The organism is Cystobacter fuscus (assembly GCF_002305875.1).
GTDB lineage: Bacteria > Myxococcota > Myxococcia > Myxococcales > Myxococcaceae > Cystobacter > Cystobacter fuscus_A.
In genome coordinates this window covers 8,179,717-8,195,797 of record NZ_CP022098.1, presented here as the reverse complement: position 1 = coordinate 8,195,797, position 16,081 = coordinate 8,179,717, and the positions used below count along the sequence as shown (strand labels likewise).

Genomic DNA, 16,081 nt, shown 5'->3' with positions numbered 1-16,081 from the left:
TGCGTCCGGCGTGCCAACCCCGGCGGGGGGGAGGGCGCACGAGGTCGCCGGTGCTCGCGCGCGGTGGAGGGAGGGCTGGGGAGGGCGGAAGCGGTGACCGTGCTCACCAGGGTGGTGACAACCGTCACCAGCTTTTCCTAGGGTCGCCGACATGGCTTCCAAGATTTCCGATGAATGGCGGGTGCGAGCGCACGGTCCCCTCGAGCAGCTCGCCGAGAACCTGTGGCGCGTGGAAGGCAGCTTGCCGAATATGTCGCTCAAGCGCGTCATGACCGTCGCGCGTCGGGGTGACGGCTCGCTCGTCATCCACAACGGCATCGCCCTGGGCGACAAGGAGCAGCGGGAGCTCGAGGCCCTGGGGACGCCCGCGGTGCTCATCGTCCCCAACGGGTTGCATCGGCTCGACGCGCCCGCCTACAAGAAGCGCTACCCGTCGCTGCGGGTCTTCGCGCCCAAGGGCAGCCGCGCCAAGGTCGAGGAGGCCGTGCCCGTGGACGGCACCTACGAGGACTTCGCGGCCGACGACGTGGTCCGGTTCGAGATGCTGCACGGCGTGAACGACATGGAGGGGGCGATGCTCGTGCGCTCGAGGGACGGCACGACGCTGGTGCTCAACGACGCGCTCTTCAACATGGATCGCAAGAAGGACTTCCTCGGCTGGCTCTTCACCACGGTGCTGGGCTCGGCGCCCGGGCCGCGGGTGTCCCGGCTGTCGAAGCTGGTATTCGTCAAGGACCGCAAGGCGCTCCGGGCGGACTTCGAGCGCTACGCGGAGCTGCCCGGGCTCGTGCGGCTCGTCGTGTCGCACGAGAAGGTGGAGCACGGCAGCCAGGCGGCGCTCGCCCTGCGTCAGGCCGCGACGTACCTGTAGACCTTCGAGCAAAGACCTGCCTGATCACACCTCGTCGAACCGGCCGCCCATGATGCCGGTTCGCTCCAGAGCTCCCTTGATCTCCTCATCAACGATGATTGGCGAACTCCAACCCCAGAGCCGAAACGCACGCTCGTCGCCAACCTTCGACTTGTCGATGCGGAGGCCGGACACAACGTGGTATTGCCCAATCTTGTCAGGCATGTCGTCGTCTGGTGTATAGAGCCGTGCCTCTTCACATGCCGCGTCGTCGATGCAGCGAACGGTGCGCGCCACGTTCAGAAGGTGGTACGGCTTGGTCTGGCCCTCGACCTCCACGGGGAAGAGCTGCACGTCGTTGGGGGCCAGCTCGCGAAACACGGAAGCTGCCCGCTCGCTCAGGATGGGGGCCTGCCCTGCTCCAGCAAACTCAATATCGAGCGGTATCCCGGACCTGTAAATGGGGATGCGCAACGGCCCCGGGTCCGCCAACCTCCTGCCATCAATGAACTGCCAGATGTCTTCAATCTGTCGACATGAGAGGTCCATTGGCTCACCGAGATACCAACGTCCCTTCACGTACACGTCGATCTTCAGGTCAAAGTAGCGCTTCACCATGTCTCAAGCCCCAGTGTCCTTCGTGATGAGTTTCCGCAACTTGGTTCCTGCCGTTGTGAGATCCCGCCCAATTTTACCCAACTCGTTGACCAACTTGACCCGACACTGTGCGGCGTCCCGGCATCCTTTCATGGCTTGAGTAAGTCGCCGAAGCACTTCCTCATGGTACTCGCGCGGGTGAGGTCCTTGGTGACCTTTGATGCGAACCAGGTTCGCGCGGTCGCTCAGCTTCATGCCTGCCTGATCAAAGAACTTCTCAAAAGTGGGCGTCCAAGGGCCGCCCGAAGCTTCGGAAATCTCATTCTTGTCCGTACAGATGTGGTGAACGGGTCCCTCGGCGTCACCCTGAATCCCGTCCCCGGGTCCCATGGCAACCGCTGCAACGGCAGTCGGCGCAAGCGTGATATTCAGCACGCCGGTCGCTGGGACGGCAATTGCTTGCACTTCGCCACCGAACGCGGCGGATAGTTGAAAACCGCCTTCGACCTGCGCCCTCATTGCAGCTTGCGCGGCGCCCGGCAGCTTGGGCCCCTGCGCAGCCATGGCGTTCTTTCCGCCGAGCGCTGCCAACGCGACGACAACCAGAACGCGGGCACCGTTGCCGCCGAGTATCTTCCCAAAACGGTGCCCCGCGTCTTCTAGCTCGGGGATGTTCTTCGCGTCCCTTGACTCGCCCCATAAACGGAGGAATCCCTGCTTGAGGTTCCACACAGGGCCAGTGCCGAGATACGCAATCAGGGATGCCGTCAGCGCAATTGCAATGAATTTCGTGATTGGCTCGGGTGCGGCAAGCATGACGAGCGCCGTCCCAATCATTGATGTAACCATCGCACGAAGAGCGGCGGGGTTCGCCAGGTCCTTTATTGCTTCCTCAACACCTTCCCAGACGGTGTCGAGCGCGAAGTAGAGAGCCAGCATCCGCCGTTCCATTACGCCCAGGGTAAACCCAGCAGAGATCAGGCTCAGGCAGCTATCGGGCTCACTCTGCCGCTGGCAAATCCGTTCGTAGGACGAGGGCACCGTGCGGCCCTGAGCGCCGTCGACAATCCCCTCTGCGGAAGCGAGCAACGAACGCCTTTCGTCCTTTTCGGCCTCATTCAGTGCGACGTTCAGCTTCAAGTCGAGCACGAGCTGCGTGACCGCGTTCTTGAACTCCTTTTCACCTATCTCGACCGGATCGGAATCGACCGGAGTGTAAACGATTGGCGCTCCCTGCCCGGTATCGAGGTTGACAACCCTCGTTGTGGCGCATCCTGTTGCGAGCATGAGCAGTGCAACGATCCCACAAACCCTCATGATAGACCCCCCAGAGTCGATGCTTCTGCATATCAGGAGCAAGGCGCCACACACCAGCCCGCTCCGACAACCTCAATGGTCGCTCATAATCATCCCCACCCAACAAGCTCATTCGTGGTCGGCGACCGCCCGGCCTCCATCATCCGGCGAAAATCCTGCGGCTGGCTGGGTTTGAATGCTCGGACAAGAGTCTCACGGTGGCCCCGTTCCCACGGACACACGAACCGCATGCGCCAACTCGAACGCGTCCCCCGGGCTCACAGCCGCCAGGTGAACTTGAGTCCGCCGGCGGCGAGGGCCCGCTCGGCGCCGAGCACGGGCAGGCTCGCGCCCAGCTCCGCGCCGAAGTGCTCGCCCGCGCTGAAGCGCACCCCCAGGGTGGGAGCCACGGAGTCGAGCACCGCCCGGCGGCCGAAGCGCGCGTTGGCATCCAGCACGACGGCGAAGTGCCGGAAGAAGGCGTACTCCACGCCCACGTTCACCAGGACACCGGCCCGGGGAAGGGACGCGGCGGCGCCCAGGCCCATGTCTCCATCCACGCCCGCGTAGCCGTGCACGTCGAAGCGTTCCGTGGGCCGGTAGAGCAGGGCGGCGCCCACCTCCGCGCCCGCGGTCCGCGTCCGGGGGCTCGCGAAGGAGGTGGGCAGTTGCAGGCGCGCGCCAGGCGCCAGCACGAAGGCCCCGTGCGACAGCACCGCCCAGGTGGCCCCCACCGTGAGCTGCCCCAGGGCCACGTCCATGCCGGTGAGCGAGGCGTTCTGCACGTACTGGATGCGGGGGGCCTCCAGGGTGGCGAAGACCTCCAGGTCCGGGTGCACCGCGACACTGCCGGACACCACACCGGCGGCGGTGACGGCGCCGTAGAGGTTGTGCGTCTCGATGATGGCGTTGCCCTGGACGCCCAGGCCCACCTCGGTGCGTGGGCAGGCTCGGCGCCCGGTGGAGACATCGGCGGAGAGGAAGCCCAGGGCCACGGGGCCCTCGGCCAGCGCGGGAGCGAGCCACCGGGCGCACCCGCCCTCGTCGGCGCGGGCGGCGGGCACGAGCAGCAGGGCGGCGAGCGCGGCGAGCAGTCGGGACATGTTCACGGGACCTCGGTTCACGGAGCGCTCACGCCGGGGGCATCGAAGCGTCCGTTGCCATCGCGGTCGAGGATGAAGGGGTTGGTGAAGGCCATCGGGTAGCCGCCGTTGATCACCTGGGCGAAGTGGAACCGCGGGTCCGCCTCGCTGGTGGGGAGCGCGGCGGAGCGCAGGGGGCCGGACGAGGAGCCCGGGGAGATGTCGTTGTGGTCCACCACGCCATCTCCGTTGTTGTCCCCGGTGTCGGGGATGCCATCGGGCTCCGGGCTTCCCACCCCGCCAAAGTCCGCGGTGGGTTGCAGCCGGGTGCCGGCCTCCACCACGAGCCACGCGTCCCCGGGGACGGTGACGAGCTCGGACAGCGCGAGGCTGCCTTCGTAGCGCACGAGCCCCGCGTCACCGAAGGCATCCGCCGGGCGGGCGAGCTCTCCACCGCTCAGCGTCCGCACGAGGCGGCCGTTGACGATGACTCGCACCTCGTTCACGGGCACCCACGGGGCGGCGGAGACCTTGAGGTGGAGCCGGGCCTCGGCCGAGGGCACCACCGGGGTGAGGCCATAGCGCCGGGGCCCGCCGGTCGTGTCGAGCGTGGCCTCGATGATGGGCCCGTTGGTGCCGAAGGAGCCACCCGCCTTCAGGGCGGCGTTGAAGCGCGCGGTGTCGAAGCCGGGGCCGGCCGAGGTGTCCGCGTAGACGATGTTGCGGGGCACGCCCACGGTGTTGTCGGTGAGGCTGTGCGAGTCGCTGTTGGCGGTGCCCGTGACGAGCTGGCCCTGGCCGAGCACGTAGAACCAGAAGGCGCGGTAGGAGGGGAGCAGACTGTTGTCCGAGCCGTTCATCACCTCCTGGGTGTGCTGGCCGTTGTTGGCGAAGCCGCCCTTGGGCGAGCGCACGTAGAGGCCCGCGTTGGTGCCGTCGTCCGTGGTGGGCAGGTTCTGGCGGATGTCGAGCGCGAGCGCGCGGGGGAAGCCCAGGTCCCGTCCGAACTCCTGGTTGGCCCACGGGTGGTTGAGCTGCACGATGAGCTGCTCGCGCAGGGGCTCGGGGGCACTGGCCTTCACGCGGTCGAACAACTCGCCGGGCTCGACGCGCTCGTCGTCCGGGGCGCCGTTGCGTGGCTTCGTCGGATCGTACTCGAGCGGCCAGAAGTTGTAGTGGCCCACCACGAGCGGGATGTCATAGCCGTGGCGCTTGAGCCAGAGGATGTGGCCGGTGGTCTCCAGGCCCGCCACGGTGCTCATGTTCGCCTGCAGGCCCAGGCCCTGGACGACCTGGCTGTAGTCGTAGACGACGTCATGGTCGCTGGCGACGATGACCTCCAGGTCCGTGGCGGCGAAGGACAGCACCCGGTCCTGGTCGGGCAGGGAGCTGTCGAAGCTGGCGGCGCCGTGCACGTGCAGGTCCGCGCTCACGGTGCCGGAGGGCTGGAGCGGCAGCTTCTTCAACGTGAAGTCGAGCGCCGTGTCCGTGTCGCCGAAGGACACCGTCTCCCGGTCGAGCGTCCAGAAGGGGCCCTTGAAGGCGTAGACGTGGAAGCGGCCCTGGGGGACCTCCACCTGGGCGAAGCCATTGACGACGAGGAAGCGGTTGCACGCGGGCGAGGGGCCCGGGGGCGGACCCAGCCACGGGGCGCAGGAGGTGAAGGCTGCGTGCAGGTTGCCCTCGGTGCCCTGCCGGGTGGCGGCATCCACCGGGACGAGGAAGACCTCGGCGGTGAGCGGGGCGAACGTGTCCGTCTCCGACACGTTCACCGTGAGCCGGGTGTGCGAGGGCTCGGCGAACGTGCCCAGCTCCACGTCCTCGTTCACCACGTCGAGCTGCCGGTCCGCCACCTTGCGGCCGAAGGCGTGCACCTCCACGACGTACTTCCGGCCGGCGGGCACCCGGGCCTCGAAGCGGCCCGCGCTGTCGGGCGTCACCTGGCTCCAGGGGGTGCGCGTGCTCTTGTCCGCGGCCAGCTCGCCCTCGCTGATGAACACGCTGAGCTCGTGTTCCTGATGCTCACGGGGCGGTGCGCGGCGGTTCACCGTCCCCCTCAGGGTCACGTACTTCTCGCCCCGCAGCGCCTGCCGCAACTCCAGCGCGAGGTCCACGGCGGAGGCCGCGTCGCCCTGGTCGCCCACGGCGAGGAAGCGCTCGAAGACGAGGTAGTCCCGAGGCGGCACCACGGTGCGTGGCAGGCCGGAGAGGGAGATCTGATCGCTCTGGAAGCCCTCCACGGTGTCCTTGGGTCCGCAGGACACCTGCGCGTAGCTCACGCCGGGCTCGGAGGGGAGCGCCGCGGCCAGATAGGGCACGCGGCTGTAGACGTCACCGATGGTGAGCAGGCTGAAGGAGGGGTGCGAGTAGCCCGTGCCGGGCGCGGACGTGAAGGGCAGTGCCTCGCGGCCGCTCCAGTAGAAGCCATCCGCGAGCGCCCAGAGCTGGGGATCCACGGAGGTGTTGAGCACCTCGGTGCGCACGCGCACGCCCGGCTCGCACGGCCGCATCTCATAGAGGGTGTGGATGGGGAACTCGGGCCGGCCGTCGAGCGTGCCGTCGAGCTGCACCGCCACGCGCCGGGGCCGCTCGTCGATGAGCCGCATGGACGTGTAGTGCGCGGCGTCCGCGGGGAGCACGCCCACCACGGAGAGCATCTGGTTGAGTCCGTCGTTGTTCGCGCCGCGCACGCCCAGGTCGAGCAGCGAGCCGCCATTGGGATCCAGCAGGTGGGCGTTGCCGATGCCGGCGATGACGGCCACCGCCCTGTCATTGCCCAGGAGGATGTCTCCCCGGGAGGCAATGGCGTTGAGGCCACCGGGCACGGTCTCGCTTCCGCCGGACGGGGAATGGCTGCCCACGCGCCTGTCCTCGGGGGTGAGCACGCGCAGCTCCAGGGCCGAGCCGGAGGCGGCTTCACACGCGTAGCTCAATGCCTCGCAGGGGCTGGAGACCTGGCAGGACGCCTCGTTGCCGAGGCAGCTCTCCTTCTTGCAGCCGGCGAGGGTGAGCCCGACCAGGGCGAGGCTCGCGGCCAGGGGGCGAAGGGGGAAGGGCATGGCGGGGCGTTGTATCAACCGCCGAGGGTTCGCCTCCAGTCATGCCATCCCCGAGCGGCGTGGCACGTGTCACCGAGGAGATCCAGGTAGAGCGAGGGGCTCGACGCCTTCAACGCGTCGCGATTGCGCCAGACACCTGACGCATCGAGCCGGCGCACCGCGCCATCCAGGAGCGCGCCTGCCTGCCGTATGGCTTGGAGCTGCGCGGGCGTGGGAGTCCAACCCGTCTCGTCGCGGTAGCGGCCGAGCGTCTCCAGCCAGTGCCCGTGGAACTTCATCATCTGGAGGAGCACGGGGAGGCGGTGGGCGGGGAGGGTGGAGGTGAGGGCGGCGTCGTATTGGCGGGACTCGGAGGCGAGCCGGTAGAGGAGCACGTCCACCTGGGTCTCGAGCCGGGAGCCCCAGGCGGCGCGCACGGCGGGGTGGCGCGCGTGGGTGAGGACGGCCTGGACGAGGTGCAGCCCGCCACAGGGGTGGGCGTAGAGGCCCTGGTGGCGCTTGGGCACCTGGGAAAGGCCGGCCTTCATGCCCGCGAGCAGCTCGGCCTCCTCTCTCTCGAGCAGCGCGAGCGCCTCGTCCATGACCGCGTCGAGGCGCACGGGGGTGCCGTCCCGCGTCGTGAAGGAGGCCCCGGGAGAGAGGGCATGGGAGAGGGCGTCGAGCGTCCAGGCGCCCTCGGGGGAGAGGGCGGAGTCCCGGCGGAAGTCCCGCTTCAGGTCCTCGACGAGGGCACCGAGGGTGACGGGACCCCAGGAGGCCCGGAAGGAGTGGGAGGGGGCGAGGCCCGCGAGCAGCAACGTCTTCACGAGGAGGTGGGGGTGGGGCTCCACGGGCGTGCCGTCGACGGTGGCGGGGTCGAAGCGGAGGTCGGCGTCGGGGGAGGAGCCCTCGCGGTGGAGGAAGTCGGAGACGATGACCTGCACGGCGGGGCGTCCATCACGGGCCCGGAAGGAGCGGCCTTCGGAGAGGAGGCCGTGGGCGAGCGCCCAGGGGTTCTGGGGGTCCGCCGCTCCCATGCGGCAGTGTTCCCGGAGCCAATCTCCGGTGGGCGGACGAGCGGCCGGGGGGGCCGACAGGAGCGCGAGGAGGACGAGAGCGGCGCCAGTCATGGGGGTGTACTATCGCCGTGTCACATCCCGACACCCAAGGAGCCCGGCGACCATGCTGAACCCTTTCACCGAGGAGCATGAGGCTTTTCGCAAGACGGTGCGTACGTTCGTGGAGAAGGAGATGACGCCGCACGCCCTGGAGTGGGATCGAGCGGGCATCTTCCCGAGGGAGCTCTTCAAGAAGTGCGGCGAGCTGGGCTTCTTCGGCATCAACCATGATCCGGCGTATGGCGGCAGTGGGCTGGACTACTGGTACGTGACGGCCCTCACCGAGGAGCTGACGCGCAGCCGCAACGCGGGCGTGAACATGGCGTTGCTGGTGCAAGGCCAGATGGCCACGCCGATCATCAACGAGATTGGCACGGACGAGCAGAAGCGGGAGTTCCTGGCGCCGGCGCTGGCGGGGGAGAAGATCGCCGCGCTGGGGATCAGCGAGCCGGGGGTCGGCTCGGACGTGGCGAACCTGCAGACGACGGCGCGCCGGGACGGGGATGACTACGTCATCAACGGCTCGAAGATGTGGATCACCAATGGAACGCGGGCGGACTTCATCACGCTGGGGGTGCGCACGGGGGGGCCGGGGCACGAGGGCGTGACCCTGGTGACGTTCCCCACGGACGTGAAGGGCTTCTCGGTGTCGAAGAAGCTCGACAAGGTGGGCAACCTGTCGTCGGACACGGCCATCCTGTACTTCGAGGACTGTCGCATCCCCCGGCGCTACGTGCTGGGCAATGAGAACCAGGGCTTCTACCACATCATGACGAACTTCCAGGGTGAGCGCCTGGTGGGGGCCTTGTCGGCGGTGAGCGGCATGGATCGGATGATCGAGGACGCGCTCGAGTATGGAAAGGAGCGGCAGGCGTTTGGCAAGCCGCTGCTCGGGTTCCAGGTGTGGCGGCACAAGCTGGTGGAGCACATGGCGGCCATTGAAGCGGCCCGGCGGCTCACGTACCACGCGGTGGCGCTGTTCAACGCGAAGGAGAACGCGGTGCGGGAGATCTCCATGTCGAAGCTGTTCGCGGGAGACCTGGCGCAGAAGGTGGCCTACGACGTCCAGCAGTTCTTCGGGGGCATGGGCTACATCGAGGAGACGCACATCGCGCGCGCCTGGCGCGACATCCGGCTCATCACCATCGGCGGAGGCACCTCGGAGGTGATGAAGGAAATCCTCTCCAAGATGTCCGGGTTCTGAACCGCTTCGCACCGTGGAGCGCCCGGCGGATGGGCCATCACCCTGGATACGGAAATGCCTCCAGCGCGGCGGGCCCGTGGTCGAACCGCCCGTGGAACGCATCGCGCAGCCTGCCCTCGGCGAGCGAAGGAAGGTCCATGGCGACGAGGGCCGCGTCGGTGAGTCCGCGCTCCACGTTCTCCCCCCAGGACCAGCGCGTTCCTCCCCCGAACGTGTCCTTGAGCTTGTGCCACCGGATCCGAGCCATGGTCGGATCCGGTAGGTGGACCTCGTCCTCCTCCAACTCGACCCGCTGAGCCGAGTCGGCCGACACGCCGGTGATGCGCCGGAAGGCCATCGCCGCGGCGGCGGCGGTCAGCGGCTCTTCTTCTTCCATGGCGGGGAAGAGCACCTCCACCAGCGCCGGATGACCGAACCACCCCACCAGCTCGAAGCGGGTGGGACCCAACGCGATGTCGGAGACGGCCGCGCGAATGCGGAACATGTCCTCTGGCTTCCCGAGCACCGCGAGCAACTCCAGCGCATCCCTTCGCACGGTCCCCGTCGAGTCCACCAGGCGGCGTAGCTCGTCCAGCAACCAGGGTTGTCTCATCCACGCGGCGGCCTTCAACGCGGCCCGGCGCACGAAAGGCTCGTCCTTCATCGTGGCGGTCACCTCGCGTCGCACGTCGAGCCGCCGCTTGGGGCCGAACATCGCCAGGGTGTGCCACGCCCGCTCGCGCACGGCCGCATCCTCATGCGCTAGCAGTCGCAGGAGCGGGTCCGGGCTGGCGAGGCTGCCCCGGAGCGCCCGCGCATACAACGAGGCCACGGAGTGCTGGATCGTGGGGCCCTCATCCGGGCCCGTGTCCGCTCGGGCCCGAGCGAGGGCGAACGCGAAGCTTTGCAGCACGTCTGCGGCAGCCTGCTCGAAGGCCTCCCTCACGCGTTGGGTGATGGCCTTGTCACCCATGCGGAGCATGGCATGGGTCGCGGTGAGTACTTCGTTCGGGTCTTCGGAGCCGAGCAGTGGGTCCACCAGGGGAATGGCATCCTCGCCCGCGAGTGCCAGCGCATCGGTGTGCGCATCAATCCGCTCATCGAGTTGCCGGAGCGCTCGGACAGAGAATCCGGGTGTGCGCCACGCGCGCGGGCGTCGTGGCCAGAGTGCGGTGAGTTCCTCGACGTGCTCCTCGAGGATGTCTCGCAGCCAATCCCCGGCGTTGACGATCATTTGTCGAGCACCTCGAATGAGCCCAAGCGCATGTTCAGCCGGCCCGAAAGGGAGGAGACGTCATCCTTGAAGCGGCTGGTCCGGTAATCGAGCTCCGCAATGTAACGCCCGGGCGCAAGCATGAGTTTCTTGCGGATGAAGAAGCGCAATTCGGCTCCGGCGGCGAGTGTGAGCTGCCGTCCGGCTGGGGTCACGGCTTTCGGATCCGCCAAGCGTACATGGTCGAGCTTGCATTCGATCCACACGGTGTCTCCCTCGCGGAGCTGGTCCGGGGGCTTGTCCTTGCGGACCCGCAGGTGGAGGGTGAGGGCCTCCTCCATTCGCTTGTGGAAGGGGTTGTCCAGCTTGAGGGGCTCGGTTCCCACGTTCTTGAGCGTGATGGTGAAGGCCGGCGTGTCCTCGAGGAGGAACTGACTCTTGACCGGTACTCCTTCTCCCTGGATGGCCCGGACCGGGTGCTTCAGCAACTCCGTGGTTTGCAGCCGGAATTCGTCCATCGTGGGCTGAAGCGCCTTGGGCACCTGCCAGAGCGCATAACCACGCACCATGGGCGGCTGTCGCTGCGCCCAGCTCTTTCCTACCGAGGTCACGGGGGTGTCGGGCGGTAGCGTGGGAGAGACCGGCAGATTCTCCAACCCCGCCTGATCGAGCAGTGCAAGGACGTGGTCGAACACCTTACGAGGCAATACATGCTCATAGTATCCGATCTCCTGTCTGCCGTCGTGATTCCCGCTGACGTCAACGGAACCCTTGTCGGGGAAGAGAGCAGTCACGACCGGGCCTTGCGGCGTCGGGTTGATCCAATAGACATACGAGGGTTCCATCGTTTCGTGTCCTCCGGCATACGCGCAGAAGCTGGATGCGATCGCGAACGCCAGCAATGCGTGTTTGGTTCTAGAGCCGAACCAGCTTTGTCTTGCCGACGAGGGATTTGGCCTTCGTGTCGAACCAGTCATGAAACTCCTTCATGTGGCGCGGGTAGAGCTTGGAGCCGGCGTTCATGATGCTGCTCGGCACATTGGTGTACTGACGGGCTGGATCACACGCGCCTTCGGGATACTCGTCGTACATGCCAATCTGGTGGCCGAACTCGTGCGCTCGGACGGTGGTGGGGACGCCCGAGGCGCCCTCCCACCACGTGTGGGAGTACCACCAGAGGGCCGTTCCCCAGCCGCTTGCCTGGTTGGTGCCCTTGTGGAGTTCGGTTTTCATGCCCTGGCCCGGACCGAACTCGCAGACGATCCGGATGCTCCAGGCACAGCACCCATTCTTGCTGGAGCAGGTACATCGGTCACCGCGCTTGCACTTCTCCCGGTGGAGCTTGAACTTACGGTTCCACACCGTCTCGATTTCGCGCTTCCAATTCCGTTTTTTCTTGGCGCTCAGCGTGGCACCGCCAATGAGTTGGAAGTCGATCTTCCGGGTGATGACCAGCTCTCCTTCCTTGAGCTCGATCTCGTAGCACACCTCCCAGCCATAGTTCACACCCGTGGGGGTCCACACCAGACTTCCGCCGATGTTCTGCCGTACGTACTGTGGAGTGAGTCGCTGGAACGGGCCAACCATCTGCCTGAAAGCTTCAGGTGCCTTGATTTCCAGCGTCTGGTTCGTAATCTCCTTTCCCTTGAGCAGCGACTGACGCGCGCGGGCGCGGACTGTCTTCTTGTAGGGTCCGCGGACCACGATCCAGTCTTCTTGTGACTTGTTGCCCTTCACCTTCGGATGGATGTTGGCGAGCACCGCCTTGAGGTCTTCGGCCCGGTGTACCCTCACGGGGAGGGACAACTCGCCGTCCACTTTCCTGGTCTGGAGCGAGAGCTGGACTTTGTCCCCACAGATTGCTTCGGTCTTGCTCCATTTGAGCCGCGTGACCTCGGCCTCCGATAGATCCTTCGTCTGGGAATTGCCCAGAGCGAGCATGTTGGCCTGCATCTCGGCAGCTGGCGGGGTGTTGGTGGGCGAGCCACCGTTCTGGAGCATGATGTCCGAGAAGCGGAAGACGTTCTGTCCTTCCACCTTCACATCGAACGAGTACATCTTCGGGTAGGCCTTGCCCTTTATCTTGTTCGACACCACGCCCTGGGCGCTTCCCGCCTCGTCTCCGGTACTCGTCGAGAAGTAGGAGCCTTTGTGCATGAGCGGGTTGCCGTCGGCGGTGACCGTCTGGGCGCACTCGGCGGCGTCGGAGGATCTGGCGACGTTGGGGTAGGGGATGGGCACTGGTGGGGCAGGTGGCGCGGGCGTCTTGCACACGTCTGGGAATGCGAAGGAGACCCCGTTGGTCTGTTTGTGGACGACCGTGAGATTGTTGACGATGACCGTGTTGGGCATCAGGCGATCTCCTTATCTTGTCGGAGCGGAGAGACACATGGCCGCGCGCTCGCCGCGCTCCGAGCAGGCGGCGATCAATACCTTGCCATCGCCGTGGTACCCACGCGCGAAGGCCCGTGTTGCGAGAGCCACGGCGACCAGCCCGAAAGCGGCACCCACATCACCGAGACAATCCGCGGGATGCCAGAGCTGCCACCCGCGTGGAAGTCCATCGAGGCAACGTGTCTCGGCGAGTGCCCACTCGAGGAAGCGCCAGCGCTCGCCGTTGAGATCATTCATCACCCGGCGGATCCCTCCAGCCCCGGCGACCTCGAGCACGGTGCGGAGCGCGCGGGTGGGGCCCTCGGCCCTGATGGGTGCATGCGGTTGATGGGGCGCATCCTGCTCCAATGAGATGGCGTCCACCACCGCGAGGGGCCAGGCCTGCCGCCGCAAGGCATCCTCCGTGCGTTCCAGCACCAGTGCCGCGGCGCCCTCTCCGGGGATGAGTCCCGAGGAGCTTTGTCCGGTTTTGAGCCGGCCCTCTGCCAGGAGCGCGTGCAGGAAGGTGCTCTCCAGGAGCGAGTCCACCGCACCCACCACGCACAGGTCCGCCTTGTGTTCCGTGAGTTGTTCGATGGCGCGTGCCATGGCGAGTAGCCCCGGCCGCATGATCGAGCGCGACGAGCTCGGTGGGGATGTTCACGGCTTCGTCGAAGCAGTCCTCTCCGAGCGTAGGTGCCAGTTCCTGGTACACCTCGGCGGTCATTCCCTCTCGAGCCGGGTAGGGCGTGGCGATGAAGGCGCGCACCCTGCCGCGATAACCGGCGAGGTTCCAGAGGCGGCTCGTCCACAGCGCCTCGGCGATGGGTGATGGAAGCAGGTCGCGTGCCTTCTCCACCCAGGAAACATCCCCGAGATCCGGTTCCATGAACGAAGCAGTGAGCCCTGAATCATCCGCCAGGTCCACGCCGAAGTGCGGCCACTCGCGGAAGCGATTGATACCGGCGCGCACGGAACTGGCGGACTGGACCGCGTGGAGCCCCACGGGGGTTCGCATCCCGATCCCCGTCACGACCACCCCGGAGTTGCGCCTAGCCAAGAGACTTGACCTCAATGGTTCGCACGTTGGGGACGCGGCCTTGGACGATCAAGCTGGCTCGCCAGATCAGTATGACTGCGGGCCGTTCGCCAGCGATGATGATTGTATCGCAGAGAAGGGGTGGCTCCTCGAAGTGGTTTCCCACACGAATCGCCAGTGCTGGGCGGATGTGGGGGAGGGTGAACCGCAGCTGTCCTGTTTCGGAGATACCCACCACGTTGACGGCCTCGCCCCCCTTCACGTGCCCTGGGAGGATTTGATCTGGCGGTGCACATTGGTGGAAGCGTACATCGAAGTCCTTGGGCAGGAATGGATACACGTCCTTGCGCCAGGTGTCGTCGTATGTTCCGGCGTAGGAGACACGTGGACGCCAGGATGGGGCGATGGGCCCAAAGCCCGAGGGGGGGCGGTGATCGCCCGGAGACTGGATGGGGTGGGCCAGACTCTCCAGATTGGGAAGCATGGCGCCATCCACCGGCAGTTTCGAGCCCCGGACACGGAAACCGCGACCGACGGGATTTTCCTCGCAGCGCCCGACATTCTCCGGGTTGCTGGCATCGGTGCCGCCGAAGGCACGCTCCCAGAGCAGTTCCATCCTGTGGAACGGTAGGGGGTCGGACATCACCGATGAGCCAAAGGTCTGGCTCCAGACCCGCTCGCCAACCACGCGCACGCCCTTCTTGATGGTGCCAAGTTGCATGGCCACGAGTGTCTCCGTCCGCGAGCGTTGTGTGGTGTACGCATGGCCGCGCAGCAGCACATCCGTGGCGGGTTTGGCGGGTACCACGTCCGTCGCACGGCGGATGCTGGATGTGGTCGGGTCACCGCCGTACTCATCTACGGTCACCACGGGTTCCTGTTCATCCGCTACGCGCGTGGTGTCTTGTTGTGCATGGATGGTGAAAGTACCCTTCACCACCACCAGAAGCATTTCCAGGCCTTCGTGGAGGAACACGAATCGCTCGGCAGCGAACGGTGTCCGATTGAGCAGCTCCATGGGCGTGGCTAGTTGATCTGCACCGATGCACCCCTGATCCGGTTGAGTCCGGTCGCTGTCTGCACGAGGTTCGCGCCTTTCACGACGACCTTGCCATCACGTGTCAAGGTGATGCTGGCCTCTCCGCAGCGCAGCACGATTTCCCGGTCGGCCGAGAGTACGAGCCGCTCGCCGTCCAGCTTGATCGAACGCGAGCCGCTCGATGGCTGCTCGCTCCTACCCAGAACGAGGCCGGTGATGATTGGCATGAGATCCCCGTCTTCGAGGAGAAGCGTGACCTCCCTACCTACATGAGAGGGTTCCAGCGCTACCGTGGTTCGAGCGGGGCAGGTGGACCGGGAGCCACCCTTGAGCCGCACCTGGAGCGTTCCATCTTCCTCGATGGCCGCCAGCCAGCCCATGGCGACCCGCGGGCTGGCGGTCTCCTGGCGAGCACGAGCCGCCGGAAGTTGAAGGACATTGCTACGGCGCGAAGGCTTGGCGGGCATGGACGTTCTCCGGACGCGAACCGAAATATACTTGGCTCCGCGTTCCCTTTGATAGAGTCCCCATCTTTTTTGCTCGGAGACGTGGTACGGGAGCGCCCCGGAGCTGCTCCGACATGAGCTGTGCCCGCCCCGTCCGCGTCGACGTACCGCCGACCTCGAGCCCGCCTTCCTGCGCATGGGGTTGCCCACGCCCGGCCGCGAGTACCTGCCGCGAGTACCTGCTGGAGAAACTGCCCGCGCTGCACGTGCTGCTCACCGGCTTGGAGCTGAAGTAGACGGTGCCCGAATCGTACCAGTAGCCCTCGCCTCCGTTGAACTCCGTGTTCCCTCGGGCGTGGCGATGCTGCTTCAGCCCTACGAGTCGTTTGACACCTTTCCCGGGGCCTCGTCACGCTGCTGGCAAGGGCGAGAGAGGTGGGAGGCGGCCGACCCGGGTTCAGCTCTCCACGCTAGGGAGGAGAAGATGCTACCCTGCCGGGTGAGGCTCGCATGTCACACTGGGTAGTGCTGCTGCTTTCCATGTTTCTGCCAGCTGTGCGTGATGAGTTCGATATCGGGACCGCGGTCAACTACGCGAACAGGTATGGCGACGTCGCTTACTGGTGGATCCGTGGGGGAGAGCAGCAGTTGATGGATTTCCATGGGGGCGCTCAGTCCGACAATCAAGCACCGCATCGCACCGAGAACGTCCAACGCGGCGTGGCGAAGGACAATCCGCTGGGCAGGCTGTTCCACGACGCCGCTACGAAACACTGGGGGCAACTCTACCCCTATACTGGAGACTGA

General features: G+C 66.3%; 15 protein-coding genes. 4 read left to right on the top strand and 11 right to left on the bottom strand.

Features of this window, described 5'->3' with window-relative positions; genetic code table 11:
- Nucleotides 1-151: 151 nt before the first annotated feature.
- Entirely contained in the window at nt 152-871 is a 720-nt protein-coding gene (locus tag CYFUS_RS33005; protein WP_095988839.1) for a hypothetical protein, read from the top strand.
- 24 nt (nt 872-895) lie between these two features.
- On the opposite strand, the gene CYFUS_RS33000 is transcribed toward CYFUS_RS33005, so the two are convergent.
- The 5 genes from CYFUS_RS33000 to CYFUS_RS32980 form a co-directional block, all read right to left on the bottom strand.
- The gene (locus tag CYFUS_RS33000) at nt 896-1,468 is read right to left on the bottom strand and encodes an imm11 family protein (protein ID WP_095988838.1); all 573 of its coding nucleotides are present in this window, start codon (nt 1,466-1,468) and stop codon (nt 896-898) included.
- A 3-nt stretch (nt 1,469-1,471) separates the two neighbouring features.
- A complete protein-coding gene (locus CYFUS_RS32995) occupies nt 1,472-2,764 on the bottom strand; it encodes an AHH domain-containing protein (protein ID WP_095992378.1) in 1,293 nt (430 codons plus the stop codon).
- Between the two features lie 257 nt (nt 2,765-3,021).
- Entirely contained in the window at nt 3,022-3,852 is an 831-nt protein-coding gene (locus CYFUS_RS32990; RefSeq protein ID WP_157758799.1) for a hypothetical protein, read from the bottom strand.
- Between the two features lie 11 nt (nt 3,853-3,863).
- Complete coding sequence (locus CYFUS_RS32985) at nt 3,864-6,884, bottom strand: CehA/McbA family metallohydrolase (protein WP_095988836.1); 3,021 nt, start codon at nt 6,882-6,884, stop codon at nt 3,864-3,866.
- A 14-nt stretch (nt 6,885-6,898) separates the two neighbouring features.
- Nucleotides 6,899-7,993: a hypothetical protein gene (locus CYFUS_RS32980; RefSeq protein WP_095988835.1), complete on the bottom strand. Its 1,095-nt coding sequence runs from the start codon at nt 7,991-7,993 to the stop codon at nt 6,899-6,901.
- Nucleotides 7,994-8,045: 52 nt separating this feature from the next.
- Between CYFUS_RS32980 and CYFUS_RS32975 the strand changes: the two genes are divergently transcribed.
- Nucleotides 8,046-9,185, top strand: a complete 1,140-nt coding sequence (locus CYFUS_RS32975) for an acyl-CoA dehydrogenase family protein (protein WP_095988834.1) — start codon at nt 8,046-8,048, stop codon at nt 9,183-9,185.
- A gap of 37 nt (nt 9,186-9,222) precedes the next feature.
- On the opposite strand, the gene CYFUS_RS32970 is transcribed toward CYFUS_RS32975, so the two are convergent.
- From CYFUS_RS32970 to CYFUS_RS51110, 6 genes are all read right to left on the bottom strand, one after another.
- Complete coding sequence (locus tag CYFUS_RS32970) at nt 9,223-10,398, bottom strand: HEAT repeat domain-containing protein (RefSeq protein WP_095988833.1); 1,176 nt, start codon at nt 10,396-10,398, stop codon at nt 9,223-9,225.
- On the bottom strand, nt 10,395-11,222 hold the full coding sequence (locus CYFUS_RS32965; protein WP_157758798.1) for a hypothetical protein: 828 nt from the start codon (nt 11,220-11,222) through the stop codon (nt 10,395-10,397). The genes CYFUS_RS32970 and CYFUS_RS32965 overlap by 4 nt, the downstream gene beginning before the upstream one ends.
- Before the next feature lie 70 nt (nt 11,223-11,292).
- Nucleotides 11,293-12,729: a DUF4150 domain-containing protein gene (locus CYFUS_RS54390; protein WP_095988831.1), complete on the bottom strand. Its 1,437-nt coding sequence runs from the start codon at nt 12,727-12,729 to the stop codon at nt 11,293-11,295.
- A 12-nt stretch (nt 12,730-12,741) separates the two neighbouring features.
- The gene (locus CYFUS_RS53190; protein WP_232536948.1) at nt 12,742-13,359 is read right to left on the bottom strand and encodes a beta-ketoacyl synthase N-terminal-like domain-containing protein; all 618 of its coding nucleotides are present in this window, start codon (nt 13,357-13,359) and stop codon (nt 12,742-12,744) included.
- Between the two features lie 443 nt (nt 13,360-13,802).
- Complete coding sequence (locus CYFUS_RS32950; RefSeq protein ID WP_095988830.1) at nt 13,803-14,807, bottom strand: DUF2169 family type VI secretion system accessory protein; 1,005 nt, start codon at nt 14,805-14,807, stop codon at nt 13,803-13,805.
- An 8-nt stretch (nt 14,808-14,815) separates the two neighbouring features.
- The gene (locus CYFUS_RS51110) at nt 14,816-15,295 is read right to left on the bottom strand and encodes a DUF6484 domain-containing protein (protein ID WP_157758797.1); all 480 of its coding nucleotides are present in this window, start codon (nt 15,293-15,295) and stop codon (nt 14,816-14,818) included.
- A gap of 113 nt (nt 15,296-15,408) precedes the next feature.
- Between CYFUS_RS51110 and CYFUS_RS51105 the strand changes: the two genes are divergently transcribed.
- Both CYFUS_RS51105 and CYFUS_RS32940 read left to right on the top strand, forming a co-directional pair.
- Nucleotides 15,409-15,570 (top strand): hypothetical protein, encoded by a 162-nt coding sequence (locus CYFUS_RS51105; RefSeq protein WP_157758796.1) that lies wholly within the window; start codon nt 15,409-15,411, stop codon nt 15,568-15,570.
- A 214-nt stretch (nt 15,571-15,784) separates the two neighbouring features.
- Nucleotides 15,785-16,081, top strand: a complete 297-nt coding sequence (locus tag CYFUS_RS32940) for a hypothetical protein (protein ID WP_095988829.1) — start codon at nt 15,785-15,787, stop codon at nt 16,079-16,081.